This window comes from Candidatus Pantoea rara, assembly GCF_051136265.1.
Taxonomy (GTDB): Bacteria; Pseudomonadota; Gammaproteobacteria; order Enterobacterales; family Enterobacteriaceae; genus Pantoea; species Pantoea rara.
Genome location: NZ_CP194942.1, coordinates 3,124,341 through 3,148,514, shown reverse-complemented (window position 1 = coordinate 3,148,514; position 24,174 = coordinate 3,124,341). Strand labels below are relative to the sequence as shown.

25 protein-coding genes are annotated in these 24,174 nt (G+C 55.3%); 17 read left to right on the top strand and 8 right to left on the bottom strand.

Annotated elements, in window-relative coordinates:
• Nucleotides 1-43 precede the first annotated feature (43 nt).
• Nucleotides 44-1,156, bottom strand: a complete 1,113-nt coding sequence (gene ompC / locus ACR8BF_RS15040) for a porin OmpC (RefSeq protein ID WP_179896916.1) — start codon at nucleotides 1,154-1,156, stop codon at nucleotides 44-46.
• A 238-nt stretch (nucleotides 1,157-1,394) separates the two neighbouring features.
• On the opposite strand from ompC, the gene proB reads away from it, so the two are divergent.
• The 10 genes from proB to ymcF all read left to right on the top strand — a co-directional run bounded on the left by proB (nucleotide 1,395) and on the right by ymcF (nucleotide 9,577).
• Entirely contained in the window at nucleotides 1,395-2,498 is a 1,104-nt protein-coding gene (gene proB / locus ACR8BF_RS15035; protein WP_179896914.1) for a glutamate 5-kinase, read from the top strand.
• Nucleotides 2,499-2,508: 10 nt separating this feature from the next.
• Nucleotides 2,509-3,762 (top strand): glutamate-5-semialdehyde dehydrogenase, encoded by a 1,254-nt coding sequence (proA, locus tag ACR8BF_RS15030; RefSeq protein WP_434745207.1) that lies wholly within the window; start codon nucleotides 2,509-2,511, stop codon nucleotides 3,760-3,762.
• Nucleotides 3,763-4,122: 360 nt separating this feature from the next.
• Nucleotides 4,123-4,854 carry a S24 family peptidase gene (locus ACR8BF_RS15025; protein ID WP_179896910.1) on the top strand — a complete coding sequence of 244 codons (732 nt, stop codon included), beginning with the start codon at nucleotides 4,123-4,125 and terminating at the stop codon, nucleotides 4,852-4,854.
• Between the two features lie 423 nt (nucleotides 4,855-5,277).
• Nucleotides 5,278-5,556, top strand: a complete 279-nt coding sequence (locus ACR8BF_RS15020) for a hypothetical protein (RefSeq protein WP_313536323.1) — start codon at nucleotides 5,278-5,280, stop codon at nucleotides 5,554-5,556.
• Between the two features lie 204 nt (nucleotides 5,557-5,760).
• A complete protein-coding gene (locus ACR8BF_RS15015; RefSeq protein ID WP_313699953.1) occupies nucleotides 5,761-6,228 on the top strand; it encodes a glycoside hydrolase family protein in 468 nt (155 codons plus the stop codon).
• Complete coding sequence (locus tag ACR8BF_RS15010; RefSeq protein ID WP_179896906.1) at nucleotides 6,225-6,572, top strand: hypothetical protein; 348 nt, start codon at nucleotides 6,225-6,227, stop codon at nucleotides 6,570-6,572. The genes ACR8BF_RS15015 and ACR8BF_RS15010 overlap by 4 nt, the downstream gene beginning before the upstream one ends.
• Nucleotides 6,569-6,862, top strand: coding sequence for a hypothetical protein (locus ACR8BF_RS15005; protein ID WP_434745206.1), 294 nt, complete (start codon nucleotides 6,569-6,571; stop codon nucleotides 6,860-6,862). The genes ACR8BF_RS15010 and ACR8BF_RS15005 overlap by 4 nt, the downstream gene beginning before the upstream one ends.
• A 204-nt stretch (nucleotides 6,863-7,066) precedes the next feature.
• Nucleotides 7,067-8,812: a glycosyl hydrolase family 28-related protein gene (locus ACR8BF_RS15000; protein WP_314985203.1), complete on the top strand. Its 1,746-nt coding sequence runs from the start codon at nucleotides 7,067-7,069 to the stop codon at nucleotides 8,810-8,812.
• 378 nt (nucleotides 8,813-9,190) lie between these two features.
• Nucleotides 9,191-9,403 (top strand): transcription antiterminator/RNA stability regulator CspE, encoded by a 213-nt coding sequence (cspE, locus tag ACR8BF_RS14995; RefSeq protein ID WP_003854408.1) that lies wholly within the window; start codon nucleotides 9,191-9,193, stop codon nucleotides 9,401-9,403.
• A 3-nt stretch (nucleotides 9,404-9,406) separates the two neighbouring features.
• On the top strand, nucleotides 9,407-9,577 hold the full coding sequence (gene ymcF, locus ACR8BF_RS14990; RefSeq protein WP_136197472.1) for a cold shock small protein YmcF: 171 nt from the start codon (nucleotides 9,407-9,409) through the stop codon (nucleotides 9,575-9,577).
• A 232-nt stretch (nucleotides 9,578-9,809) separates the two neighbouring features.
• On the opposite strand, the gene ACR8BF_RS14985 is transcribed toward ymcF, so the two are convergent.
• The 3 genes from ACR8BF_RS14985 to ACR8BF_RS14975 all read right to left on the bottom strand — a co-directional run bounded on the left by ACR8BF_RS14985 (nucleotide 9,810) and on the right by ACR8BF_RS14975 (nucleotide 12,886).
• Complete coding sequence (locus ACR8BF_RS14985) at nucleotides 9,810-11,387, bottom strand: methyl-accepting chemotaxis protein (RefSeq protein WP_434745205.1); 1,578 nt, start codon at nucleotides 11,385-11,387, stop codon at nucleotides 9,810-9,812.
• A gap of 301 nt (nucleotides 11,388-11,688) precedes the next feature.
• Nucleotides 11,689-11,841, bottom strand: coding sequence for a hypothetical protein (locus tag ACR8BF_RS14980; protein ID WP_179896898.1), 153 nt, complete (start codon nucleotides 11,839-11,841; stop codon nucleotides 11,689-11,691).
• A gap of 82 nt (nucleotides 11,842-11,923) precedes the next feature.
• Entirely contained in the window at nucleotides 11,924-12,886 is a 963-nt protein-coding gene (locus ACR8BF_RS14975; protein WP_179896895.1) for a chemotaxis protein, read from the bottom strand.
• Between the two features lie 167 nt (nucleotides 12,887-13,053).
• Between ACR8BF_RS14975 and ACR8BF_RS14970 the strand changes: the two genes are divergently transcribed.
• On the top strand, nucleotides 13,054-13,446 hold the full coding sequence (locus ACR8BF_RS14970; RefSeq protein WP_179896893.1) for a YgiW/YdeI family stress tolerance OB fold protein: 393 nt from the start codon (nucleotides 13,054-13,056) through the stop codon (nucleotides 13,444-13,446).
• Nucleotides 13,447-13,482: 36 nt separating this feature from the next.
• Here ACR8BF_RS14970 and dbpA read toward each other — a convergent pair whose 3' ends face one another.
• The 3 genes from dbpA to ACR8BF_RS14955 form a co-directional block, all read right to left on the bottom strand.
• A complete protein-coding gene (gene dbpA / locus ACR8BF_RS14965) occupies nucleotides 13,483-14,865 on the bottom strand; it encodes an ATP-dependent RNA helicase DbpA (RefSeq protein WP_434745204.1) in 1,383 nt (460 codons plus the stop codon).
• A gap of 764 nt (nucleotides 14,866-15,629) precedes the next feature.
• Complete coding sequence (locus ACR8BF_RS14960) at nucleotides 15,630-17,018, bottom strand: amidohydrolase (protein ID WP_434745203.1); 1,389 nt, start codon at nucleotides 17,016-17,018, stop codon at nucleotides 15,630-15,632.
• 90 nt (nucleotides 17,019-17,108) lie between these two features.
• Nucleotides 17,109-17,969: a LysR family transcriptional regulator gene (locus tag ACR8BF_RS14955; RefSeq protein ID WP_292989402.1), complete on the bottom strand. Its 861-nt coding sequence runs from the start codon at nucleotides 17,967-17,969 to the stop codon at nucleotides 17,109-17,111.
• A gap of 87 nt (nucleotides 17,970-18,056) precedes the next feature.
• On the opposite strand from ACR8BF_RS14955, the gene ACR8BF_RS14950 reads away from it, so the two are divergent.
• The 6 genes from ACR8BF_RS14950 (at nucleotide 18,057) to yniD (ending at nucleotide 23,763) form a co-directional block, all read left to right on the top strand.
• Nucleotides 18,057-19,229: a cyanate transporter gene (locus ACR8BF_RS14950; RefSeq protein ID WP_434745202.1), complete on the top strand. Its 1,173-nt coding sequence runs from the start codon at nucleotides 18,057-18,059 to the stop codon at nucleotides 19,227-19,229.
• A 207-nt stretch (nucleotides 19,230-19,436) separates the two neighbouring features.
• Nucleotides 19,437-21,092 carry an L-lactate permease gene (gene lldP / locus ACR8BF_RS14945; RefSeq protein WP_434745201.1) on the top strand — a complete coding sequence of 552 codons (1,656 nt, stop codon included), beginning with the start codon at nucleotides 19,437-19,439 and terminating at the stop codon, nucleotides 21,090-21,092.
• The gene (gene lldR, locus ACR8BF_RS14940; RefSeq protein WP_179896881.1) at nucleotides 21,089-21,862 is read left to right on the top strand and encodes a transcriptional regulator LldR; all 774 of its coding nucleotides are present in this window, start codon (nucleotides 21,089-21,091) and stop codon (nucleotides 21,860-21,862) included. The genes lldP and lldR overlap by 4 nt, the downstream gene beginning before the upstream one ends.
• The gene (gene lldD / locus ACR8BF_RS14935; protein WP_292989414.1) at nucleotides 21,862-23,049 is read left to right on the top strand and encodes an FMN-dependent L-lactate dehydrogenase LldD; all 1,188 of its coding nucleotides are present in this window, start codon (nucleotides 21,862-21,864) and stop codon (nucleotides 23,047-23,049) included. The genes lldR and lldD overlap by 1 nt, the downstream gene beginning before the upstream one ends.
• 57 nt (nucleotides 23,050-23,106) lie before the next feature.
• The gene (locus ACR8BF_RS14930) at nucleotides 23,107-23,535 is read left to right on the top strand and encodes an OsmC family protein (protein WP_022625164.1); all 429 of its coding nucleotides are present in this window, start codon (nucleotides 23,107-23,109) and stop codon (nucleotides 23,533-23,535) included.
• 120 nt (nucleotides 23,536-23,655) lie between these two features.
• Nucleotides 23,656-23,763, top strand: a complete 108-nt coding sequence (gene yniD / locus ACR8BF_RS14925; RefSeq protein WP_292989419.1) for a small membrane protein YniD — start codon at nucleotides 23,656-23,658, stop codon at nucleotides 23,761-23,763.
• A gap of 115 nt (nucleotides 23,764-23,878) precedes the next feature.
• Here yniD and ACR8BF_RS14920 read toward each other — a convergent pair whose 3' ends face one another.
• On the bottom strand, nucleotides 23,879-24,112 hold the full coding sequence (locus ACR8BF_RS14920) for a hypothetical protein (RefSeq protein WP_179896876.1): 234 nt from the start codon (nucleotides 24,110-24,112) through the stop codon (nucleotides 23,879-23,881).
• Nucleotides 24,113-24,174: the final 62 nt, after the last annotated feature.

The following is a 24,174-nucleotide window of genomic DNA, read 5'->3' as shown; positions in this document are numbered from 1 at the left end:
CTCACACATTCTGTCGCTTATGCTGTGCAGCATAAGTCTGAAATCAGAACTGGTAAGTCACACCCATCGCGACAATGTCATCGTTGTTAATCGACAGCGCGTTGTCATCATCCAGCTGGTTGATTTTGTAATCAACGAAGGCGGACATATTTTTGTTGAAGTAGTAGGTCGCGCCCACATCGATATATTTAACCAGATCCGCATCGCCGATACCGTTTTCGATATCTTTGCCCTTGGTCTGTACGTAGCCGATTGACGGACGCAGGCCGAAATCAAACTGATACTGCGCCACCAGTTCGATGTTCTGCGCTTTGTTGGCTGCGCCCGCGACGGTAGCACCGGTGTTACGGTTGGTGCCGCTGATGGGTGTCATGTTGCGGGTATCGGTGTAGATTGCGGCCAGGTAGACGCTGTTGGCATCATACTTCACGCCTGCGCCCCAGGAATCCGCACGATCACCGCCGCCATAGGCGCGTGCCTGCTGCTGGTTGGTGCGGTCAGATGAGGTGATGGCACTCATCAGGCTCACACCGGAATCACCCAGCGCATAACCGAGTGAGGCACCATAACCGTCACCATTCTGACGGTTAATGTCAGTACGGGTATTGGCGCTGGTCGCGTCATTTTTGCCCTGATACTGCAGCGCAAACTTCAGGCCATCGACCAGACCAAAGAAGTTGTTGTTGCGGTAAGTCGCGACGCCGGTGGCGCGCTGGGTCATAAAGTTATCAGAACGGGCAGTACCGTCACCGCCGAATTCCGGGAACACGTCCGTCCAGGCTTCCACGTCATACAGCACGCCGTAGTTACGGCCGTAATCCACCGAACCGTACTGAGAGAATTTCAGACCGGCAAAACCAAGACGGGTTTTGTTGCCGTTATTGGCGTCACTGCCTTCGGAGTTGTTAACGTTGTACTGATATTCCCACTGACCGTAACCGGTCATCAGGTCGTTAATCTGTGTCTGTCCCTTAAAGCCGATACGGGTGTAGGACTTGTCTCCATCCTGGCTGGCATTATCACTGATGTAGTGCTCAGCTTTAACTTTGCCGTATAAGTCCAGTTTGTTGCCATCTTTGTTATAGATTTCGGCAGCCTGCGCGGCAGAAGCCAGCGTCAGCGTGGAGAGGAGCAGTGCCAGTGTGCTTTTCTTCATTTGCTATCAATCCCAATGTGAACGCCGTAAAAAAATGAAAGTTTTTGTAAAACACGGACTTTTTACCCGCCGGCGATGAACTTTTTATGACACTTTTCCTGATTTCTTGTTAACGCTGAACTTTTGGTCTACGCCCTTGTCCGCGTAAATTCGTGCTTTTCCCCCGCTGGCTGTTGGCTTCCTTATCGACTCCTGTTAAAACGTCCTTTCGTAAAAATTTTTCACTACGGCAGGAAATATGAGTGGCAGTCAGACCTTAGTGGTCAAGTTGGGTACCAGCGTTCTCACCGGCGGGTCTCGTCGGTTGAATAGGGCGCACATGGTGGAACTGGTTCGTCAGTGCGCGCAGCAGCATGCCGCAGGCCACCGCATTGTGATCGTTACCTCTGGCGCAATGGCCGCCGGACGTGAACATCTGGGCTACCCCGAACTGCCACCGACCATCGCCTCAAAGCAGCTGCTGGCTGCGGTGGGGCAGAGCCGTCTGATCCAGCTGTGGGAACAGCTCTTTTCTATCTACGGTATCCATATTGGCCAGATGTTGCTGACCCGTGCTGATATGGAAGATCGCGAACGTTTCCTGAACGCCCGTGACACGCTGCGTGCGCTGCTGGATAACCACATTGTGCCGGTGATCAATGAGAACGATGCCGTTGCCACCGCTGAGATTAAAGTGGGCGACAACGACAATCTCTCTGCGCTGGCGGCGATGCTCGGCGGGGCCGACAAGCTGCTGCTGCTGACCGATCAGCAGGGACTCTTCACCGCCGATCCGCGTAACAATCCTGAGGCTGAGCTGATCAGTGACGTGCATGTGATTGATGATGCGTTGCGCGCCCTGGCGGGTGACAGTGTCTCCGGACTTGGTACCGGCGGTATGTCGACCAAGCTTCAGGCGGCGGATGTTGCCTGCCGTGCCGGTATTGATGTGATCATCGCCTCGGGCAGCCGCAGCGGTGTGATCAGCGATGTAATTGACGGCAGGTCGGTCGGTACGCGCTTCCATGCGCAGCAATCGCCGCTGGAAAACCGTAAACGCTGGATTTTTGGTGCGCCACCGGCGGGTGAAATCACCGTCGATGACGGTGCACTGGCAGCCATCATCGAGCGCGGCAGTTCGCTGCTGCCGAAAGGGATCCGGGCGATCCAGGGGAATTTCTCGCGCGGCGAGGTGATCCGTATTCGCAGTCTGCAGGGGCGGGATATCGCTCACGGCGTTTCACGCTACAACAGCGATGCGATGCGGATGATTGCCGGTCATCATAGCCAGCAGATCAGCGAGATCCTGGGATATGAATATGGCCCGGTGGCGGTTCACCGCGACGACATGATCGTCAGTTAAGGAGCGGACAATGCTTGAAGAGATGGGAAAAGCGGCACGTGCCGCAGCGTACACCGTGGCCGATCTGTCGACGGCAGAAAAGAATCAGGTTCTGATGACCATTGCCGACCGTCTTGAGGCGGAAAGCGCAGACATTCTGGCGGCGAATGAACTGGATTTAGCCGATGCGCGGCAGAACGGCATGAGCGCCGCGCTGTTAGATCGATTAACACTCAATCCGCAACGCCTCAGCAGCATCGCCAGCGATGTGCGGCAGGTTTGCCAGCTGGCCGATCCGGTGGGGCAGTTAATCGACGGCGGCCAGCTCGACAGCGGCCTGCGTATTGAACGTCGTCGCGTGCCGCTGGGGGTTGTCGCGGTGATTTACGAGGCCCGTCCTAACGTCACTGTGGATGTCGCCAGCCTGTGCCTGAAAACCGGCAACGCCGCTATTCTGCGTGGCGGCAAAGAGACCTGGCGCACTAACGCGGCCACCGTCCGGGTGATTCAGAACGCGCTGAAGCAGCATGGTTTACCGGAAGCGATTGTGCAGGCGATTGAAAATCCGGATCGCGAGCTGGTGAATCAGCTACTGAAGCTGGATCGCTACGTCGATATGCTGATCCCGCGTGGCGGAGCTGGCCTGCACAAGCTGTGCCGGGAAAACTCGACCATTCCTGTGATTACCGGCGGCATCGGCGTCTGTCACATCTACATTGATGAGACGATGGAGATCGAACCGGCACTTGATCTGATCGTCAACGCCAAGAAACAGCGTCCCAGCGCCTGTAACTCACTGGAAACGCTGCTGGTGGACCAGGCGATGGCCGAACGTTTCCTGCCTGCTTTCAGCGCGCGTATGGCGCAGGAAGGAATCGCGCTGCATGCTGACAGCAACGTACTGGCGCAGCTGCAGCAGGGTCCGTCGCCGGTCAAACCGGTTAATCCGGAGCAGTACAATGATGAGTGGCTGTCGCTGGATCTTAATGTGAAATTAGTGGCGGATATGGATGAGGCAATCGATCACATCCGTACGCACGGCACTCAGCACTCAGATGCGATTCTGACACGCAACACCCGCAACGCCGCGCGGTTTGTGCGTCAGGTCGACTCCTCAGCCGTCTATGTCAATGCCAGCACCCGCTTTACCGATGGCGGGCAGTTCGGCCTGGGCGCTGAAGTGGCGGTCAGTACCCAGAAACTGCACGCCCGTGGACCGATGGGATTAGAGGCGCTGACCACCTATAAATGGATTGCCTGGGGCGACGATACACTCCGCTCATAACGACAATAATTTTTAACAAAGCGGGAGTCTTTCACAGACTCCCGTTTTTTTTAGCGCTATTTTCCGGGCCAGTAAAAGGTAGAGTTTTCTGCGAATCTGATTAATTTCCGTTCTATACCAGCCACTGCTGGCCATTAAGCTGGCTGATATTCACGCAATTTTTTACGGAACATTCCTGAAAGCCGGGGCTGTATGCGGCCTGAGACAATATTTTTTGGTCAGCCGCAGGCTGAAGCGGATAATGGTAATTAGAAATGCTTGATAAAGCGGTTAGGTAGTAAACGAGCGGTAATATAAAATGAACTGGTAGCAATAATGAAAATAACATCCAGTATCTCTTCTATGGCTGATTATTAACTAATGGTTAAAAAAGAAAGTACAAGACAAGCTTTCACTGCCAGGCTGATAGCGGCCTGTGAGAGTGCCGGCATTGTCGGACATGGACGAAACAAACAGGTTGCCAGGGCCCTCCAGCAGCAAGGCTGCAAAATTTCAACGCCGGGAGTGTGGAAGTGGTTTAACGCGCAGTCAGTCCCTGATGGTGGCAATTTACTGGCACTCAGCCAGCTGCTGGGTGTCAGGGTTGAGTGGCTGCAGTACGGTATGGAACAACCTGCTGAGCCGGTGACGTTAAGTCCACTTACCGGCCATAAGAATGTGTTTCGGGTTGATAGTCTCGACATTGGTCAGCGCAGCGCTGCGGGCATGCCCGCGCGTGATGAGTTTGTCGAGACCATCCAGGCGATCGAATATGGTCTGGATGAGGCGCGTGTGCTGTTCAACGGTCGGCCGGCAGAAAACATCCGGTTAATTGCAATCAACAGTGACTCTATGGCCGACACCTTTGCACCGCGCGATCAGCTGTTTGTAGACATCAGCGTGCGGATGTTCGACGGTGACGGCATCTATATTTTTACCCTCGATGAGCAACTCTACCTCAAGCGTCTACAGCTCCAGCATAAGAAAATTGCTGTAATATCAGACAATAAACGGTATGAAACCTGGTATCTTAATCATGATGACGTCACCAGCCTGAAGGTGCTGGCAAAAGTGATTATGAGCCAGGCGCGCCACTATCAAATCCTCGGCTAAGGCCGCTTCTGGCATTTTTCGCAGGAGGCCTGCAAAAAAATAATCGGCATAAATTCATAAATTTAACCAGCGGTAAATAAAAAATTAACCAACAGTGTTTGATAAAGCATAAGAACCTGTTAATAATTTGGATATGGATGAACGACGCCGTTCTTTTCAGGGATGACCCGCTCTTAAACAATTGAGGCGCTGCACAAGCGCGAATCATACCACCCAAAAGTCAGTGAACTTTGGGATGGGGTGGATGCGCAAAATGCAGCGTCGTCAGATGCCGTTTATTTCCCCTCGCTTACTTTCCACCTGACTGCTGATGCAGTCGGGCGGCGAGCGTGCGATCGCAATATGCGGCATTCGGGCCCGTTCGGTTCGCCGAAAGCTCGCGCCTGCCACCCCATCGCCAAATACTCATTCACAGGAGGAGTTATGGCGATAATTCACTATGGCAAAAGCGTTTTTATGGGCAACGCACGTACTCGTCGCCATCGGCGGCGCCAACCTCTCAGCAGCCTGCAACAGAGCATCGACCAGGCCCTGAACTTCCCAACTGAAACACCTACCCTGAGACGTGCAGAACAAATCTGCCAGCGTCAGGTCGCCCCGCGCGTTGATCGCGCAATCACTGCCCCCCGCGTTACCAGTCAGGAAACACCCAGTTTCGACAATTGCTGTCTTCCGCATGTTCACCTCTACGCAGTGAGCTGAAACACGCAGGAAGTGGTTTTTTCCGTTCCGGCTAACTCTTCGTTATCTCCAGTTCCCACTGGGCGCAATCTGCTGAATTACTGTTCAGTTTTGCTGCAGAGTCAGTAAGGCCTTCTGCTGCGCCGGACAGGGTAATGATCAGCAGGCGTTATGTATTTCTTTTCACAAGGCTGAATTGCCTTAACCCGTTATTGAGGAGTCGTTATGAGCCAGATCATCGCAGTACTGAATTTTGAAGAGGGGTATGCGGATACGCCCTATCTCGACACGCTGGGTTTTCCCACGGTGGCGGGCGGCATCCGCATCGGGCCAAAGGGGGCGTCGCTGAGTAATTACACTTTCCGCGTGCCACGGCGCGTCGGTGATGTCTGGAAGCAATGCATTCTTGAAAACAAAGTTCAGGAGATGCAGAGCAGGGAGCTGCTGCGCAATGCGCTGACGAAGTGCAATGACGCTCGCACCGATGTGTTGCTGAGCATGACGTATCAACTGGGCGTCGAGGGTGTCCTGCAGTTCAGAAACATGCTCACCGCCATCGGCGCTGAACAGTTTAATGACGCAGCAGACGCGATGATGAACAGCCTCTGGGCGCGTCAGACGCCGGGCCGCGCCCGTCGTCACGCGGAGATGATGCGTACCGGAACCTATGCGATTTACAGGGGGCTGCTATGAGATGGCTCATGTTTCTCGTCGCCGTGCTGGCGGCGATCATCATTCTCCTGCTGCTGCAGCGCTTTACCACTCTGCAGTTTGTCGCGCATGCCCGTCTGCTCTTCAAAACCTGGTCTGTGTGGCTTGCATCACTGGGTTCCATGCTCAGCGCCTGGGCGCAGTCGTTTCCTTCCGCCGCCGTCGATGCCTGGAGCGCACTACCCGAAGACGTTAAAGCTATTTTGCCGCACAACTACCTGGGGCTGGTGGGGGCGTTCATGGTGGCGATGGGGGTACTTGCACAATTTGTTCGTCAGAAAAACCTGTTTAACGCAAAGGAACAGGCTGAAGGAGCAAAACCATGACTCTGATTACCACCTTGCTGGGCGGCAGCTGGCACTGGCTTGCCGCCCTCGCTGGCGTCCTTGCGGCGCTGTGCGCCAGTTATTTCGGCGGCAAGAAAATCGGCAAAGTGCAGCAAAAAGCGCGTTCTGACGTCGATAACGCGCAGCAGGAGGCGTCCCGCGTTAGCGCGGTGGCGCAACAGCAACAACACAACCGCGAGGAGGCTAACCGTGTGGCGACCGACAACCATAGCCTTGATGACGCTGCTGCTCGCGACAAGCTGCAGCAGTCGAAATACAACAAACCCTGAGCCGGTGGCGATCACCGATTCTGCCTGCGTACTTTTTTCCCCTCTTTATACCTACGGCGATGACGCGCAAAAAATGGACGTTCGTACGGTGCGCGCCATCAACACCCACAACGACATGTGGGACTCCCTTTGCAGCCATCCGGCTGCGGCTAAGTAGTGCGCTGATGATCAGCGCGAAATCTCAATGATCCTGAGGAGGATTCTATGATCGAAGTTAACTCTTTTGCTGAACTGCGCACCACGGCCCCATCAAAATCAGGTGACATCGCCATCCTTAAACGCTATTACGACAAAGATTCCAGCTTTCGTGGCGGCGCTGATTTTGTTGGTTTTCTCAGTACTACCACACCCGTGGATGATGGCGGCACGGTAGCTGTGGGCAATGGTTTTTACTGGAAGCGCACCATCAACGATCCTACCGAAGTGAATATCCTGCACTTTGGTGCAAAAGGAGATGGCGTAACGGATGATACTGATGCCTTTAAGCGGATGCTGGCCTGGACGCAGACCTACAACACCTTTGTGAAATCTTTGCCAGTACGTTTTCCTGGCGGCCGCTTCCTGATTTCACCCATCGATATCAGCGATACGGAGCTGTCATTTTTTGGTCTGTCAGGGGATGACATGGAGCAGGGGTCGTCACCGCGCACCACCATTGTTTCTGACAAAAGTGATAAACCCGTATTTAAGGTCATGGCGCGCCGGATTGCCCTACAGGGGATTGCATGGCACGGGCAGGCCAGTGCCAATATTGCGGCCAAAACGACGGTGAGTCCTGAGCAGTGCAGCAACAAGCAGCCGTTTTTCGAAAATACAATCACTGGCGGTCAGGTGGTCAGTCTTTACTGTGTCAAGGCGCAAAGTACAGGCGGCACCGTCTTTAAACTGCAGGATACACTCGACAGTAAATTCGATCAGATTTACACCTCAAGCACCTTTTCGCGGGTGTTTGATATCGGCTGGTCAGGTGCAGCGAAGGGGAGCTGGGACCACTCAACCGCCATTGAGTTATGTAATGCCAATTTCCAGTCGGGTTATGGGGATGCCACGCTCTACATGCCACGCGTCACGCAGGGGATCCTGCGCAACGTCTGGATTGAGCATTCGGCCAACCCAGGGGATCTGTCAGATGGTGGCTGGACCATTGATACGCTTAACATTGAGGATTGCGCTACCCCGCTCAACCTCAACAATGCTCGCGTGATGATGCGTCAGATTAACCTTCAGTCCGGGTCGAAAATCACCAATGAGATAGTCGGTGATAAATGGTTATCAACCTTCGAATATGGCTATCGTCGGGATGAGAACTTCGGCACGTTCATGAGCGGTTCGCTGCGCGCCGGCTATTTCAGCGGCTATAAAGTGGTGAACAACACCGATACCGATAACTGGTATCGGCTGGGGCAGCTCTTTTTTCCGGCACCTAATCAGGCATGGGTCATGGAGCTGATCGGCAAAGCAGATGCCACCACGCCATCCGGCACTGCCGGTTCACCGGTTAATGTGCCAGGCACGGGTAAAGCCCTGATTAACCTGCAGCGACTGGAGACGGTCTGGGCCGATGCCTACTTCATGGGACAGCCTTCGGTGCTGGACATTCGCTATGGCCGGGTAGGGACTACCTATGCCGTAGTGTGGGTCAAGTTAAGAGCCAACAGCGGCGAGACCATGTTCAACCTGAAGAATACCGGACCGACCCGCTTCGATACCGGTGGCTGCTCGTTGTTCCAGGCTGATATGTCGGTGGTAACGGATATCACCAAAATCGGCAACCTGAAACCCGCTGCACGTTTCGGCATGCACAATGGACTGGCGGGCATTGGGGCTAATGAAAAAGGGGTGGTTACGCTCGCTACTGCAGCGGGCACACCAGCCAATAAGACCGCGCCAACGGGTTTTGTGCTGATCAATATCAACGGCGTTGACCGTAAGGTTCCTTACTACGATTGATGATCGGCATGTTTTGGGCGAGGCTCTGGCCTCGCCCTTTTTTGATCTGATGTTGTCTCCGCTTCTCTTTTTACGTCGCCAGGAAGCTATTGCTGCCCTGTCAGACAAAGCCGCTTCCCTGAAGCAGTGTCCCGGCTTCATTTTCTTAAGCAGGCTGATTGCGATTAATTTGAATTACGGCTTGCGTCGCTGTGAGAAGTGTGGCTTAATGAATTGTCGGTTTGATTAACAGACACTATCAAAGTAAGTAACCAAAGCAGTTCTCATCTCTAAGTTTGTCGCGAGACATCCCTTCTTTTTGAGTCTTCTCTTACGTTCTGATTAAAATCTGTTCTCAGGCCATTATGCCGGAAGGCTCGATATATTAAGGATTTAAGCATGTCTAACAAAATTCGCGGTACCGTTAAATGGTTTAACGCAGAGAAAGGCTTCGGTTTCATTTCTCCTGCAGACGGCAGCAAAGATGTATTCGTACATTTCTCTGCAATCCAGGGCACCGATTTCCGTTCATTAGATGAAGGTCAGCAAGTTGAATTCACAGTAGAAAATGGCGCCAAAGGCCCAGCTGCTGCGAACGTTGTTGGTCTCTAAGGACTGAAAATTACTTTTAAATGTCCTCACTGTAATGGCTCACAGTTTCGTACATCACATTTTGATGTTACAAGAGCCAACCCGCATGGAGCGAAATGCATTTTCTGCAAATCTGCTGTGATTCAAGTGAATCTGGCAAGGATTGCAATTCAGAGCCAGCCTCGTGCTCTCTGATAAAGGCTAGTGAGCTTTATAGCGTTGTTGCATTTACAGTAATAAAAGGTCGCCTCTGGCGGCCTTTTTTGTTTCTGTCTTTCCGTGGCTCAAACCCCAAATCTTCCCCGTGTATCTGTCTGTTTACCTCTGCATTCCTCCCTGATTAATCTCACTGTAAATACCCTGTAATCTCTCCTTTGTCTGGCATCAGGCAAAAAAAAAGCCCGCCGAAGCGGGCCGTTGAAGGAGATTAGCGAAGAACCGGTTGCAGTGAGAGCTTGCCGGTATTAAACACGCTCATCGCCTGTGCCATACGTTCTGCCTGATCCTGCAGCGCCTGAGAGGCGGCTGACGCTTCCTGTACCAGCGCGGCGTTCTGCTGCGTTACCGCTTCCATCTGAGTAATCGCCTGATTGATTTCATTGATGCCGCTGCTCTGTTCGCTGCTGGCAATGGTGATTTCGCTCATGATATTCGCCACGCTCTGCACGCTGTTCACCACTTCACCAATGGTTGAACCGGCATGGGTCACCAGCTTGCTGCCTTCATCGACTTTTGCGACAGAATCTTCAATCAGAACCTTAATCTCTTTGGCGGCTGAAGCGGAACGCTGCGCCAGATTACGCACTTCACTCGCCACGACGGCAAAGCCGCGACCCTGTTCACCTGCGCGGGCCGCTTCAACGGCGGCGTTCAGGGACAGAATATTTGTCTGGAAGGCGATTGAGTCAATAACACTGATGATATCAACAATTTTTCGTGAGGAGAGGGCGATTGCTTCCATCTTCTCAATAACCTGCTCCATCACCACGCCACCCTCACGCGCTACGCTGGTGGTGGTCGACACCAGGTTATTAGCTTCGCGCGCGTTGTCGGCGTTGTGTTTCACGGTCGACGTCATCTGCTCCATAGCAGAGGCGGTCTCTTCCAGCGAACTCGCCTGCTGCTCGGTACGGCTTGAGAGATCAAGATTACCGCTGGAGATTTGATTCGACGCCACCGCAATGGTGTCGGAACCGGTACGCACTTCGGTGACAATCGACAGGAGGTTATCATTCATCCGCTGCAGCGCCTGCATCAGGACACCGGTTTCATCACGCGAGGTCACCTGCATCTGCGTGCTCAGATCGCCTGCGGCAACGCGTTCGGCCACATTCACTGCTGCAACCAGCGGACGCACAATAGAACGGGTCAGGAAGTAGCCCAGCATAATAGAGGCCAGAATCGCCAGGGCGGAGAAAATCAGTGTGATGGAGATGGCAGACTGACCATTTTCCACAATACCCTGACCTTCAGTGCGCAGCTGTGAGTCCTGAGAGTTGGCAAAATTCACGGCGTCCTGCAGGAATTTATTCTGGGTGGCGGTCATCGATTTCAGTACATAGGTGCTGGCGGCATCAACGTTGCCCGCTTTGATCAGGGTAATCAGCTCGGCTTTAACTTTCTCAAACGCCTGGGCAGATTCCAGCAGACCCGCAATCTTTTTCTTACCTATCGCTGTGACCTGAATGTCTTCGATCTTTTTCATCGCGCGGTTGGTGCGTTGCGTGGCTTCATCCAGCTGACCATAACGCTTTACATTCATTTCCGGACGTGTCGTATCGATCACCATGCCCCGCAGGTATTTGATCTGATCGTTGACGCCATCGCGCACATCAAATGCCAGTCGTACTTTCACATAGCGATCGTCAACGATCGATGAGATCGCCGCATTAATACTGTTAATTCTGCTAATGGATGTTACGCCAATCACTATCAGTAACGTCACAATAATACCGAAGGCTGCTGCGAGCCGCATTCCGACCTTCATATTCTTGATACTGACCATCTTATCTTCCCCGCTTTATTATTAATCAATTTGTTCGCAACGCTCAGGTTCCCTGCTGTTGTGCGCAGTGCCTTGCTGATGTCTGTGGTCACAGCCGCAGGCAAAAAGGTGATCTCGCGCATACAGTTATCGGAGCACGCAGTTGTACCTTTAATAATTTTTATGTAATAACGCCGCGTGAATAAATAATCAGCGAAAAGCATCAGAAAGGGTTAACAAATGAGCAGATGGGAAATTCAGGCAAAAAAAAGAGCTGTCGGCAGTGATGCCGACAGCCCGATCCAGACAAACATGAATGGATTCAGAAAACTAAGAAGTAGAGGCCTACCCAGAACGTGACGCTTAAACTCACTGCGCTAATCCAGGCCAGCTGGCGTAAACGGCCGCGCAATACCTTTTGAGGAGAAGGGGCAGCAGGTGCAGGCGTAACAACAGGTAAAGTTTCAATATGCATAGTCGGTTCCTGGTCAGGTCAGCGATTCCGCTGTTTAAAAAAGTAAAAAGCGCGGCGGGCATTCTTAGTGGCCCGCATTCGCTTAGCGCGCAGTCTCGAGAACGTTAAAAATCACGTCTGAAAGTTCATTCAGTTCAAACTTCGCCACATAGCCGTCGGCACCCACTTTACGCACGTGGTCTTCGTTAGCGCTGCCAGAGAGTGAGGAGTGAATCACGACCGGCAGCGTTTTCAGAATCGGGTCACGCTTAATGTTGCGGGTCAGGGTAAAGCCATCCATCTCTGGCATCTCCAGATCGGTCAGTACCATGGCAATTCTGTCGTGAATCGACTCGCCTGCAGCCTGCACTTCCTGGCTTATCACCTTAATTTTTTCCCAGGCATCCAGACCGGTGTTAAACATCAGCGCCGGAATGCCCATGCTCTTCAGACCCTGCTCCAGCAGCTGACGCGCGACTTTGGAATCTTCTGCCACAATCGCTACCGCACCCGGGCGATAGTTGAAGGCGCGCGGTTTGGCCGCTTCAGGCTCGACCCCGCGCGACGACGGGATGATGTCATACAGGATTTGCTCAACGTCCAGCACCATCGCCAGCTCGCTGCCCTGCTTATCTGTATCCAGGCAGGCGATGCTGGTGATGTTGCGGCCGCCAATACCGGCTTCAGCGGTATGGACCTGGCTCCAGTCGAGACGCACAATGTTATCCACGGATTCCACGGCAAACGCCTGAGTATTACGGGCATACTCGGTGACCAGCAGCAGGTTAAGACCGGTTTCCGGCACACAACCCGCCACGGCAGGCAGGTCGATGACAGGGATGAACTGACCGCGAATACTGGCCATACCCAGCAACGGCGAATTCATACCCGCAGCTTTAGTGATGGTCTGCATCGGCACAATTTCACGCAGCTTGAAGACGTTAATGCCAAACAGTTCAGACTTGCCTTTCAGCTGATCGGAACCTAAGCGAAACAGCAGCAGCTCGAACTTGTTCGATAATGCGAGGTTCGCTCTCTCATCAATCTCTTTCTGAAAATTATCCATGGTTGCCTCTGCATTAACGCAGCTGGTGAAATAGGGTGTGAACAGGTTATCGGCAGCAAATGGAAAAAGGTGAGAAGAGAAGGGTGAAATAAAACGAACGCCAATTATTGTGCCAGGCTTAACCCTGAAGGTTCAACATGGACACCTTTCCAATAAAGGAGTGTGAAATGAAAAAAGTGATTTTAGCGTCGTTGCTGGTGATGATGAGTGCGGGTGTGTCGGCTGAAGAGGGCGGATACAAAGCGGGTGACACACCACCGCCACAGCACAAGCAGGATGCCGGTTATAAAGGATCAGAAGATACTGGTCAGACGCATATTGATCAGATCCGCGATTTCCGTCAGGGCGGGTATGTCACGCTGGAAGGTTACATCGTGAAAAAAGAGCAGGGCGAGCGCTATCAGTTCCGCGACAACACCGGTACGTTACCGATCATTGCACCGAAGAAGACCTTTGATGGTAAAACCTACACCGCGGATGACAAGGTACGAGTCAGTGGCAAGGTACACGGTAAAGGGGATAAAACTATTCTTCATGTGACACAAATCGAAGAGCCATAAGAAATCGGGCGAGGTCATGACCTCGCCCGTTTTTATTCAGTCTTTTAGCAGAATCGCCCGGCAGGTTTTGCCTTTGATTTTACCCTGCTTGAGTTTCACCAGCGCCGCTTTGGCCTGGCTCGCTTCAATCGCCACGTAGGCATGGGTCGGGGTCAGGACAATTTTGCCGATCTGATCCGCGCGATAACCCGCCTCACCAGTCAGTGCACCCAGAATATCTCCCGGACGTATCTTGGCTTTACGACCACCATCAATGCACAGCGTCATCATGGCAGCTGGCAGCGGTTTGCTGCTGCCTTTTTTCAGCGTGCTGGCAGAGACCCACGGCAGTTTCTGTTGCAGGAAATCTTCCAGTGCATGGGCGCGCGCCATCTCATCGGCAGCAACCAGGCTGACAGCAACGCCCTGTTCCCCTGCACGTGCGGTACGACCAATGCGGTGCAGATGAATTTCGGGATCCCAGGCGAGCTGGTAGTTGACCACCATTGCCAGCGATTTGATGTCGAGTCCGCGTGCGGCGACATCGGTGGCAACCAGTACGCGACCGCTGCCGTTTGCGAAGCGGATGAGTACGCGTTCGCGATCCCGCTGTTCCAGGTCGCCATGCAGTGGCAGGGCGCTGATATCACGCGCGTTAAGCGCCGCGGCGACATCATCGCATTCGCGTTTAGTGTTGCAGAAGACCACGCAGGATGAAGGCTGACGATCGCTGAGGAGTGCGATGAGCAGACCCAGTTTTTCATTGTGGCTGGCTTCAAAGAACTGCTGGTCGATTGAGGGCAGTTCGCTGACATCTTCCGTCACGACGCTCAGCGCATCACGCTGGAAGCGGGTGCTGATAGCCGTAATGCCGTCGGGCCACGTAGCGGAAAAGAGCAGCGTCTGACGCGAGGCGGGCGTCGCTTCAATGATGGTTTCCATATCATTAAGGAAGCCCATCTCCAGCATGCGATCTGCCTCATCCAGTACCAGCGTGTTGAGCTGGTCAAGCTTGAGGTTTTCACGGCTGATGTGGTCGAGGATACGGCCAGGCGTGCCAACCACGATATGCGGTGGATGCACCAGCGAATCACGCTGTGCGCTCATCGGTTGTCCGCCACACAGGGTGAGGACTTTGATGTTGCGGGTGAAGCGCGCCAGCTGGCGCAGCACATTGCCCACCTGATCCGCCAGTTCACGGGTCGGACAGAGGATTAATGCCTGTGTCTGAAAGCGGGTGCTGTCGATATGGTGCAGTAAACCAATACCAAAGGCAGCCGTTTTACCGCTGCCGGTTTTTGCCTGCGCGCGCACGTCGCGTCCCTGCAGAATGGCGGGCAGCGTAGCGGCCTGCACGGGCGTCATGCTGGTGTAGCCCATCTCGCGCAGGTTATCGAGCTGGCTGTCGGGAAGCGAATTGAGGGTAGAAAAAGCGGTCACGGGCGCGGCCTCTGAGGCTGAAAGTGTAGGGCATTATTGCGGGGCAAGTCTGGCAGAAAGCACGCCTGACAGCAACGGGAACCTCGATGGTTAGCAGTATGAAACTAAATCCACCTGCGGGCTTAGGAATAGACTGAAGTTTACTCTTAAAAGGTGGTTTTTTTTTATCGTTTAGCGAGATGAAAAGGTTTTCATATCATAGGGATAACTTATCAAGGCCATTCATTATTTTATAAGTCGTCGTTTTTAAATATTAATTTCATTGTTAATCAGATAATTCCTTAATAATAACTCCAGTAATGAAATTAATCATTAAAAAATATCCCTCTCCGTGCCGATAAAAATCCTGAGCTAATTGCTTTATATTTAGCGCGCCATATTCCTGGTACAACGACCGGTAGAGGGTATTTGCATTGAGTAATCGCATCCAGGGACCACATGAAAATGTGCTTAAAATAGTAGGCCGCGCCGTACTGACACTGCATATTCACGGAGAGACCTTATCGGCTGATAAGATCGCTTCGATGATTGCGTGTTATGCGGAAGATGAGCCCTGTGATCAGGAAGATCGTCGCTTATACGCGCTGGCAATGGAACTAATGTCGAACGATAAATGGGCCAAAAGCGCGTAACACGCACTCCGCTCAGGTAAATGCAGAGCCTCCCATGTGGAGGCTCTGTTGTTTTGGAGATGCGACAGGGAGTGGCTCCCATTGCTTTATGTGAGGTGGCCGCCGCTGAACACATATTTTAGTTCTGCTGTTTCAGGCCGATGCCAGCGCAAAAACCGGTTTACCCCGTGAGAAGGTCGCGACGACGGGAGAGATCCGGGCCACGGCTTCTGCGGAACAGCTTGCCGCCACCAGCATCATACTCGCTTCATCGCCTGTTACTGGCCATTGACGTTCACCCCGGGCAGAGAGCGGCAGCCGATCGTCTGTGGCGATCGCCAGCGCCCGCGACAGCGAGAACTCATCTGAGCCGCGATAGAGCTGTGCGTAAAGATTCGCTTTTTCCAGCATGCTGCCAGTGCCAAACGGAGACCAGTGATCGATGACGCTGTCGGTGCCGGTCATGACCTTTATGCCTGCCGCCTGAAGTTGCGGAATTGGCATGGTGAGCTTGCCGATGGGCAGCGTGGAGGCAATGCTGAACTGCTGCTCCGACAGCCCTTCAATCATCTTGTCCAGCGCACTGCCGTTCAGGATCGCCAGCGCGAAACCGTGGCTCAGCGTCACTTTGCCTTTTAGCGCCGGATTCTTCGCCACGGTGTCAATCATGTACTGAATCGCCGCCACGCCAGCCGGCGAGGTTTCATGCAGATGAATATCCACGCCGCGCTGGTAATCGAGCGCAATCTGGAACATCGCATCCAGTGATTTCTCCATCGCGCTATCGACATTAGTGGGATCCAGCCCGCCGACATACTCAACGCCGTGCTGCATTGCCTCGCGCATCAGCCCGTCAACCTGCGAGTGCAGCAGGCCGTGCTGCGGGAAGGCGACGATCTCGCAGGGAAAGGCGGGGTGACGGGCTAATGCCGCCTGCAAATGTTCCAGGCTCTTCAGGCCGCTGACCGGGTCGATGTTGCAATGGCTGCGGGCGCGGGTGGTGCCTTTGGCGTGCAGCAGGGCGATCAATCCTTCGGCGCGTGCCTGGGAGTGCCGCAGCAGTTGCGGAATCAGCACCTGTTCGCGCGCAATCATATCCATGATGGTTTTGCCCTGACGCGGACGCGGAGCCTGCCACGGGCCGCCGTAGAAGGTTTTATCAAGGTGGATATGCATATCCTGGGTAGCGGGCAGCAGCAGGGCATCATGCGCATCCCACGACGGCAGGGCGTTGTCGCCCTGGCCTGCGGGTGTCAGCTGGTCAATTTTACCGTCGCGCACGCTGATGTCGTAACGTCCGGTCCGTGTCGCGACAATCTCCCCATCCTCGCGGATAAAACCCTCTTCCAGCCGCACATTGCGCAGCAGGTAGCGATCCTGCCGGGGCAGGGCGGCAGGCTGGTCGGGATTGAGGGCAGGTAAAGGTGAGGATGTGGCGGCACTGGGCTGACCGAGACCGGCGGCCAGCAACCCGCCAGCGGCGGTCCAGCGAACGCTTTGTCCAGGGAAGTCACGGCGGCTCGGTGAAAGGGAAATGGGCATCAGAGGCTCCTGCAAAATGAACAAGGTCTTAATCTGACAAACCCGGGTTCACCCTGCTGCGTTATTTTCCACTGACGACTATTCGATATCTCACTGCCAGCGCAGCTGACCGAATGCTGCCAGTGACGCCGCCAGTTCATGCTGCAGCGGATCCTGCGGATGACGGCAGAACAGCGCCAGTTCAAAGGTATCAATCACCGGCAACCCCTGTTCAGGACCCAGTACCCGGTGCTGCGGCAGGCGGCAGCTGGCGGGCAGTAATGTGAGCCCCAGTCCCTGCGAACTGGCGGCGGCCAGCGCGACCAGGCTGGCGCTGCTGTAACCAATGCGCCAGCTACGGCCCAGCGCGTCCAGTGTCTGACACACCTCATCGCGATAGAGTCCCTGCTGGGGAAACAAAACCAGCGGCACCGGCGTCTGCTCAAAGCAGGGCCACTCTGCGCTGTCGAGCCAGAGCAGCGGTTCAGGACGCGATGCCAGCGGACGCTCGCCGTAAGGCTGCTTAATCAGCATGATGTCCAGCTCTTCACGCTGCCAGGCGCGTCGCAGTTCCACCTGCATGCCGCTCATCACATCCAGCCGCAGTTGCGGATGGTCACGACTGAAGTGCGCCAGCAGACCCGCTGTGGGCGCGGCGAAATCTTCCGGCACGCCGAGCCGCAGCACGCCGTCGCGCCATTGATCGCTCAGTACATCGTGCGCTTCGCCATTCAGGGCGATAATCCGCCGGGCGTAGCCTAAAAGTTTCTCGCCCTCTTCGGTGATCTGCACCTGGTGCGACGATCGCACCAGCAGTTCTTTGCCTATCATCTCCTCCAGGCGCCGCACCTGCTGGCTGACGGTAGACTGCGACAGGTGCACCCGGTCGGCGGCGCGGGTAAAGCTGGCGGTTTCGCACACCGCAACAAAGCTGAGCAGTTGCTGAGGGGTGAACATCGGCTGACGATTCATTTTTCCACTACCTGGCAGAGTAATATTTCATTTCCAGATAGTAGCGACTGCTGTCAGGCTGGCAACTTTTAACTGTGTGGATCTCAGATGAAGAGAGAGAACAACCTGCTGCTGACGGCACTGGTGCTGGCCGGACTCAATATGCGACCGCTGATGACCTCGGTCAGCCCGCTACTTGGCCAGCTACGGCAGAGCATCGGACTGTCACCGCTGGCCGCCTCGCTGCTGCCTGCGGTGCCGATGATGATGATGGGTGCTATTGCGTTAATCAGCGCCCCACTGATGCAGCGTTTTGCGGTGCGCAGACTGCTGCTGGGCGGGTTGCTGCTGCTGCTGCTGGCGCTGGTGAGTCGGCTGTTTGTCACTGACGGACGCTGGCTGGTGCTGACAGCCGTGCCGGGTGGGGCAGGTATTGGCATTGTACAGATGTCGATGCCGGGATTGATCCGTCAGCGCTTCGGCAGCCGCAGTGCTGGCGTAACCGGACTGTGGGCAGCGGCGCTGATGGGCGGGGGTGGAATTGGCGCGGCGATCTCGCCGTGGCTGAGTGCGCATTCTGGCTGGCAGGGCGCGCTGAGTAGCTGGGCGCTGCCGGTAGTGCTGGCTATCCTGCTCTGGCTGTTTATCACCACCACGCCTCCCGCAGCCCGGACAGAGGCAGCAGATATGCCTTCGCTATGGCGAAAAACCCGTGCCTGGACGCTGGCGTTGAGCTTTGGTCTGGTGAACGGCGGTTACGCCATCTGTGTCGCCTGGCTGCCCGATTTTTATCATCAGCTCGGCTGGAGCGCGCAGGCGGGCGGTTCACTGCTGGGCATGATGATCGGCTGTCAGGTTACGGGTGCGCTGGTGCTGCCGTTACTGGCGCGGGGCCGCGATCGCCGTCCGCTGCTGCTATTGACGCTGGTGATGCAGTTCAGCGGCATGCTCGGCTTCCTGTTCGCGCCACAACTGGCCCCGTGGCTCTGGGCGGGGATCGCGGGCTTTGGCTTGGGTGGCGCGTTTCCGCTGGCACTGGTGCTGGCGCTGGATCATCTGGAGCAGCCCCAGGCTGGCGCACGGCTTGTGGCCTTTATGCAGGGCGTCGGCTTTATGATTGCGGGTAGCATGCCGTTTATCGCGGGACAGTTGCATGCGTTCACCGGCCACTTTACCAGCGTCTGGAGTCTGCAGGCGGCGATCACATTGCTGCTGATCGGATTGAATTTGCGTTTCCATCCGCGTAGCTATCAGCGCAGCTTTTCCAGGGTGAATCGCTGATTTTGGTCAGACCAATCAAGGCAATATTTTTCTCTGGTTCACACTCCGGGAAAATTCACACAACTTCTGTTGCCACAGGTTAACAATACATTAACTATCTGTTGCCATAAGCCCCGTTACAGTGGTTTGGTCTGACCAATCCAGGGGTGGATGGCCTGTAGCGCTGCAGCTGCAGGCCACGTTACCTCTTTCTCTGGAGATACTGGCATGCAGATCTGGCATCAAAACTACGATCCGCTGGGTAATATCTGGCTCTCAAGCCTGGTCGCACTGATCCCGATTCTCTTTTTCTTCTTTGCGCTGATTAAACTCAAGATGAAAGGCTACCTGGCGGCCACCACCACCGTGGCCCTGGCGCTGCTGGTGGCGCTTTTTCTGTATCAGATGCCGACTGCACTGGCGCTGGCCGCCGTGGTGTATGGCTTTCTGTATGGATTGTGGCCGATTGCCTGGATTATTGTCGCCGCTGTGTTCGTCTACAAAATCTCGGTCAAAACCGGTCAGTTCGATATTATCCGCGCCTCTATCCTGTCGATTACGCCGGATCAGCGTCTGCAAATGCTGATTGTCGGCTTCTCGTTCGGGGCGTTCCTGGAGGGCGCGGCGGGCTTTGGTGCGCCGGTGGCGATTACGGCCGCACTGCTGGTGGGACTCGGCTTTAACCCGCTTTATGCCGCCGGACTCTGCCTGATTGTGAATACCGCGCCGGTTGCCTTTGGCGCGATGGGCATCCCGATTATTGTGGCAGGTCAGGTGACCGGGCTGGACAGCTTTGCCATCGGCCAGATGGCCGGACGTCAGCTGCCGTTACTGACCCTGATTGTACTGTTCTGGATTATGGCGATTATGGACGGCTGGCGCGGCGTGAAAGAGACGTGGCCGGCGGTCGTTGTCGCCGGTGGATCCTTTGCCATTGCCCAGTTCCTCAGCTCCAATTTCCTGGGTCCGGAGCTGCCGGATATCATTTCGTCGCTCGCCTCGCTGATTTCGCTGACGCTGTTTCTGCGGGTCTGGAAACCGGTGCGCATCTTCCGCTTTGCCGATGCAGAGGCGAAGCAAGGCGATCTTTTGCAGCCTTCGCAAAAGTATCGGCTGGGGCAGGTGATCCGCGCCTGGATGCCGTTCCTGTTTCTCACCGCCACCGTCACGCTCTGGAGCATTCCGCCGTTTAAAGCGCTGTTCGCCAAAGGTGGTGCGCTCTATGACTGGGTGCTGGCTGTGCCGGTTCCGATGCTGAATGAGCTGGTGGCGCGGATGCCGCCGGTTGTCGATAGCGCCACACCGTATCCGGCGATCTATAAACTGGATCTGGTCTCCGCCACCGGCACCGCTATTTTAATTGCGGCGATCATGGCTATCCTGTTCCTGCGCATGAAGCCAAAGGCGGCACTGCAGACCTTTGGTGAAACGCTTAAAGAGCTGGCGCTGCCGATCTACTCCATCGGAATGGTGCTGGCGTTTGCGTTTATCTCCAACTACTCCGGCCTGTCTGCGACGCTGGCACTGGCGCTGGCGCACACGGGCCACGCGTTTACCTTCTTCTCGCCGTTCCTCGGCTGGCTGGGGGTTTTCCTGACCGGATCCGATACCTCATCGAATGCGCTGTTCGCCGCACTTCAGGCCACGACTGCCCAGCAGATTGGCGTCTCCGATATCCTGCTGGTGGCGGCTAACACCACGGGCGGCGTGACCGGTAAAATGATCTCCCCGCAGTCGATCGCCATCGCCTGTGCGGCGGTCGGGCTGGTGGGGAAGGAGTCCGACCTGTTCCGGTTTACCCTTAAACACAGCCTGATTTTCACCTGTATGGTCGGCGTGATTACCACACTTCAGGCTTACGTCTTCCCGTGGATGATCCCATGAACAGCCATGCCGATTCGCTGGTGACGCGCCTCCGGGCCTATATCACCGAACATCAGCTTGAGCCGGGTATGCGGTTGCCCGCCGAGAGACAACTGTCTGCGGAGCTTGGGGTTTCCCGCTCCTCGCTGCGGGAAGCGATACAGCAGCTGATCAGCAGCGGAATGCTGATCAGCCGACGCGGCGGCGGCACCTGGCTCCGGCAACAGCTGGCACCCTGGTCGGAACAGCGCATCGTCGAGCCGATTCGTCGGCTGCTGCGCGACGATCCCGACTATCGCTACGATATTCTGGAAGCGCGCCATGCCATTGAGGCCAGCACCGCCTGGCACGCCGCCCTGCGAGCCACTGATGCCGACAAAGAGAAGCTGCAGTACGCTTTTGACGCCACCCTGAAGCTGAAAGAGAGTGACGATCCCGATCTCGCTGCCCAGGCGGATGTGCGCTTCCATCTGGCGATTGCCGAGGCGTCGCACAATGTCGTGCTGCTGCAGACTATGCGTGGCTTTTTCGAGCTGCTGCAATCGTCGGTGATGCAGAGCCGTCAGCGCATGTATACCCAGCCGGCGATTTTCGCCCATCTGACGGAACAGCATCAGGCGCTGCTCGATGCGATCCTCGCCGGCGACGCCGAAGCGGCCCGCCAGGCGGCGATGCAACATCTGGGTTTTGTGCACACCACCATGAAAAGCCTGCATGAAGATGAAGCGCGTCAGGCGCGCATCACCCGCTTACCGGATAACGACACACGCAACCCAAAGGAATCTGACTGATGATTATCTCAGCTGCCAGTGACTATCGCGCCGCCGCGCAACGTATCCTGCCGCCGTTCCTGTTTCACTATCTTGATGGTGGGGCCTATGCCGAGCATACCCTGCGTCGCAACGTGGAGGACCTGTCTGACGTGGCGCTGCGCCAGCGCATTCTGAAGAACATGTCGGAACTGAGTCTTGAGACAAAATTATTCAATGAAACCCTGTCGATGCCGGTTGCGCTGGCACCGGTCGGCCTGTGCGGCATGTATGCCCGCCGGGGTGAAGTGCAGGCCGCGCGCGCAGCCGCCCTGAAAGGTATTCCGTTTACCCTGTCGACGGTTTCGGTCTGCCCGATTGAAGAGGTGGCGCCGCAGATCAACCGTCCGATGTGGTTCCAGCTCTATGTGCTGCGTGATCGTGGTTTTATGCGCAATGCACTGGAACGCGCCAAAGCCGCCGGTTGTTCAACGCTGGTGTTTACGGTGGATATGCCAACGCCGGGTGCGCGCTATCGTGATGCGCACTCCGGGATGAGCGGCAATCACGCGGCGCTGCGTCGTTACTGGCAGGCGGTCACCCATCCTCAGTGGGCGCTGGATGTGGGCTTGCAGGGGCGTCCCCACGATCTGGGGAATATCTCTGCCTATCTGGGTAAGCCGACCGGGCTGGAAGATTATATCGGCTGGCTGGCGAACAACTTCGATCCCTCGATCAGCTGGAAAGATCTGGAGTGGATCCGCGAATTCTGGGACGGGCCAATGGTGATCAAAGGCATTCTTGATCCTGAAGATGCGCGGGATGCGGTGCGTTTTGGCGCAGATGGCATCGTGGTCTCGAATCATGGCGGACGTCAGCTGGATGGCGTGCTCTCCTCAGCGCGGGCGCTGCCAGCGATTGCCGATGCCGTCAAAGGTGACATCACTATTCTCGCGGACAGTGGTATTCGCAACGGGCTGGATGTGGTGCGGATGATCGCGCTGGGCGCAGACAGCGTGCTGCTGGGACGGGCATTTATCTATGCGCTGGCCACCCACGGTCAGCGCGGCGTTGAAAACCTGCTGAACCTGATTGAGAAAGAGATGCGCGTCGCCATGACACTGACCGGCGCAAAATCGATCAGCGAGATAACCCGCGACTCGCTGGTGCAGGCGGAGGCGTTGCTGGCTCCGCAAAGCACACCACCACGCCCGCGCGCGGTGAGTTAGCCTGCGAAAATGAATGTATTGTCTATACTTAACTTCTTTACCAACAGGAGGAATGACATGACCATTCATAAGAAAGGTTCGGCGCACTGGGAAGGCGATATCAAAGGCAAAGGCACCGTCAGCACCGAGAGCGGTGTACTGAGTCAGCAGCCTTATGGCTTTAACACCCGTTTTGAAGGCGGTAAAGGCACCAACCCGGAAGAACTGATTGGTGCAGCACATGCAGCCTGTTTCTCTATGGCGCTGTCGCTGATGCTGGGTAACGCGGGTCATCCGCCGGAAAGCATCGATACCACGGCTGACGTATCGCTGGACAAAAAAGGGGACGGCTTTGCCATCACCAAAGTGGCACTGACCAGCACCATCTCCCTGCCAGGCATTGATGAGTCAACCTTCGACGAGATCATCAATAAAGCTAAAGCGGGCTGCCCGGTTTCTCAGGTACTGAACGCGGAAATTACGCTGGATTACACCCTGAATAACTGATGCCGGCGACGGGTCGCCTTTTGGCGGCCTGAGCGTTATGCTATGCCTCCCGGTCCTGTTACTGACCGGAACAGATGCGCCTTCTGGCGCATTTTCGCTTTCTGATTAGGGGAAACCGAGGTGACAAGATATCGGGCGGCTAAAAAGTACGGGAAGATGGTGCTGGTTCTGATGTGCATCTGCGGTGCGCTGTTGCTCATCCGCTGGGCTGCCATGATCTGGGCCTGAGCCGATGAAAAGCATTGGCCGTCAAACGCTGGGCATCTTATTGATGGTGATAATTGTGCTGGAAGTGATTCTCTATCTGCTCACAGCCTCATGGCTGCCCTGGGGATAGTGGCTTTCAGACAAAGACATCTTCGCGCCGTTGTTTCGCCCGCACATCGCTGCGCGCAATGCGATACGCTTTGCGGGGATCGCCCACCACAAATTCAAAGGTAGGCGTGTAGTAAAATGGCAACCAGCCGCCATAGCTGCTCTCCCACTCCCAACGGACGGGGCAGGGCCACAGAATGCCATCATACAAAAGATAGTAAACCCAGCGTCCACCAGGACGACGGGGGCGTGATATTTTCATGGGATTCACAACGATAATGGTTAACAACAGCTTATATTTTGTACGCTAAAGCGTCAGCTTGC

Bases quoted from the DNA above. Each gene is read 5' to 3' on its own strand.
- ACR8BF_RS15020 (WP_313536323.1), top strand. From the start codon at position 5,278: ATGGCGATAATTCACTATGGCAAAAGCGTTTTTATGGGCAACGCACGT.
- ACR8BF_RS14955 (WP_292989402.1), bottom strand. From the start codon at position 17,969: ATGAATCGTCAGCCGATGTTCACCCCTCAGCAACTGCTCAGCTTTGTT.
- ACR8BF_RS15000 (WP_314985203.1), top strand. From the start codon at position 7,067: ATGATCGAAGTTAACTCTTTTGCTGAACTGCGCACCACGGCCCCATCA.
- ACR8BF_RS14970 (WP_179896893.1), top strand. From the start codon at position 13,054: ATGAAAAAAGTGATTTTAGCGTCGTTGCTGGTGATGATGAGTGCGGGT.
- proB (WP_179896914.1), top strand. From the start codon at position 1,395: ATGAGTGGCAGTCAGACCTTAGTGGTCAAGTTGGGTACCAGCGTTCTC.
- proA (WP_434745207.1), top strand. From the start codon at position 2,509: ATGCTTGAAGAGATGGGAAAAGCGGCACGTGCCGCAGCGTACACCGTG.
- ACR8BF_RS14960 (WP_434745203.1), bottom strand. From the start codon at position 17,018: ATGCCCATTTCCCTTTCACCGAGCCGCCGTGACTTCCCTGGACAAAGC.
- ACR8BF_RS14985 (WP_434745205.1), bottom strand. From the start codon at position 11,387: ATGGTCAGTATCAAGAATATGAAGGTCGGAATGCGGCTCGCAGCAGCC.
- ACR8BF_RS14975 (WP_179896895.1), bottom strand. From the start codon at position 12,886: ATGGATAATTTTCAGAAAGAGATTGATGAGAGAGCGAACCTCGCATTA.
- ACR8BF_RS15025 (WP_179896910.1), top strand. From the start codon at position 4,123: ATGGTTAAAAAAGAAAGTACAAGACAAGCTTTCACTGCCAGGCTGATA.
- ompC (WP_179896916.1), bottom strand. From the start codon at position 1,156: ATGAAGAAAAGCACACTGGCACTGCTCCTCTCCACGCTGACGCTGGCT.
- ACR8BF_RS14950 (WP_434745202.1), top strand. From the start codon at position 18,057: ATGAAGAGAGAGAACAACCTGCTGCTGACGGCACTGGTGCTGGCCGGA.
- ACR8BF_RS15015 (WP_313699953.1), top strand. From the start codon at position 5,761: ATGAGCCAGATCATCGCAGTACTGAATTTTGAAGAGGGGTATGCGGAT.
- ACR8BF_RS14920 (WP_179896876.1), bottom strand. From the start codon at position 24,112: ATGAAAATATCACGCCCCCGTCGTCCTGGTGGACGCTGGGTTTACTAT.
- lldP (WP_434745201.1), top strand. From the start codon at position 19,437: ATGCAGATCTGGCATCAAAACTACGATCCGCTGGGTAATATCTGGCTC.
- ACR8BF_RS14930 (WP_022625164.1), top strand. From the start codon at position 23,107: ATGACCATTCATAAGAAAGGTTCGGCGCACTGGGAAGGCGATATCAAA.
- cspE (WP_003854408.1), top strand. From the start codon at position 9,191: ATGTCTAACAAAATTCGCGGTACCGTTAAATGGTTTAACGCAGAGAAA.
- lldD (WP_292989414.1), top strand. From the start codon at position 21,862: ATGATTATCTCAGCTGCCAGTGACTATCGCGCCGCCGCGCAACGTATC.
- ACR8BF_RS15005 (WP_434745206.1), top strand. From the start codon at position 6,569: ATGACTCTGATTACCACCTTGCTGGGCGGCAGCTGGCACTGGCTTGCC.
- ACR8BF_RS14980 (WP_179896898.1), bottom strand. From the start codon at position 11,841: ATGCATATTGAAACTTTACCTGTTGTTACGCCTGCACCTGCTGCCCCT.
- ACR8BF_RS15010 (WP_179896906.1), top strand. From the start codon at position 6,225: ATGAGATGGCTCATGTTTCTCGTCGCCGTGCTGGCGGCGATCATCATT.
- lldR (WP_179896881.1), top strand. From the start codon at position 21,089: ATGAACAGCCATGCCGATTCGCTGGTGACGCGCCTCCGGGCCTATATC.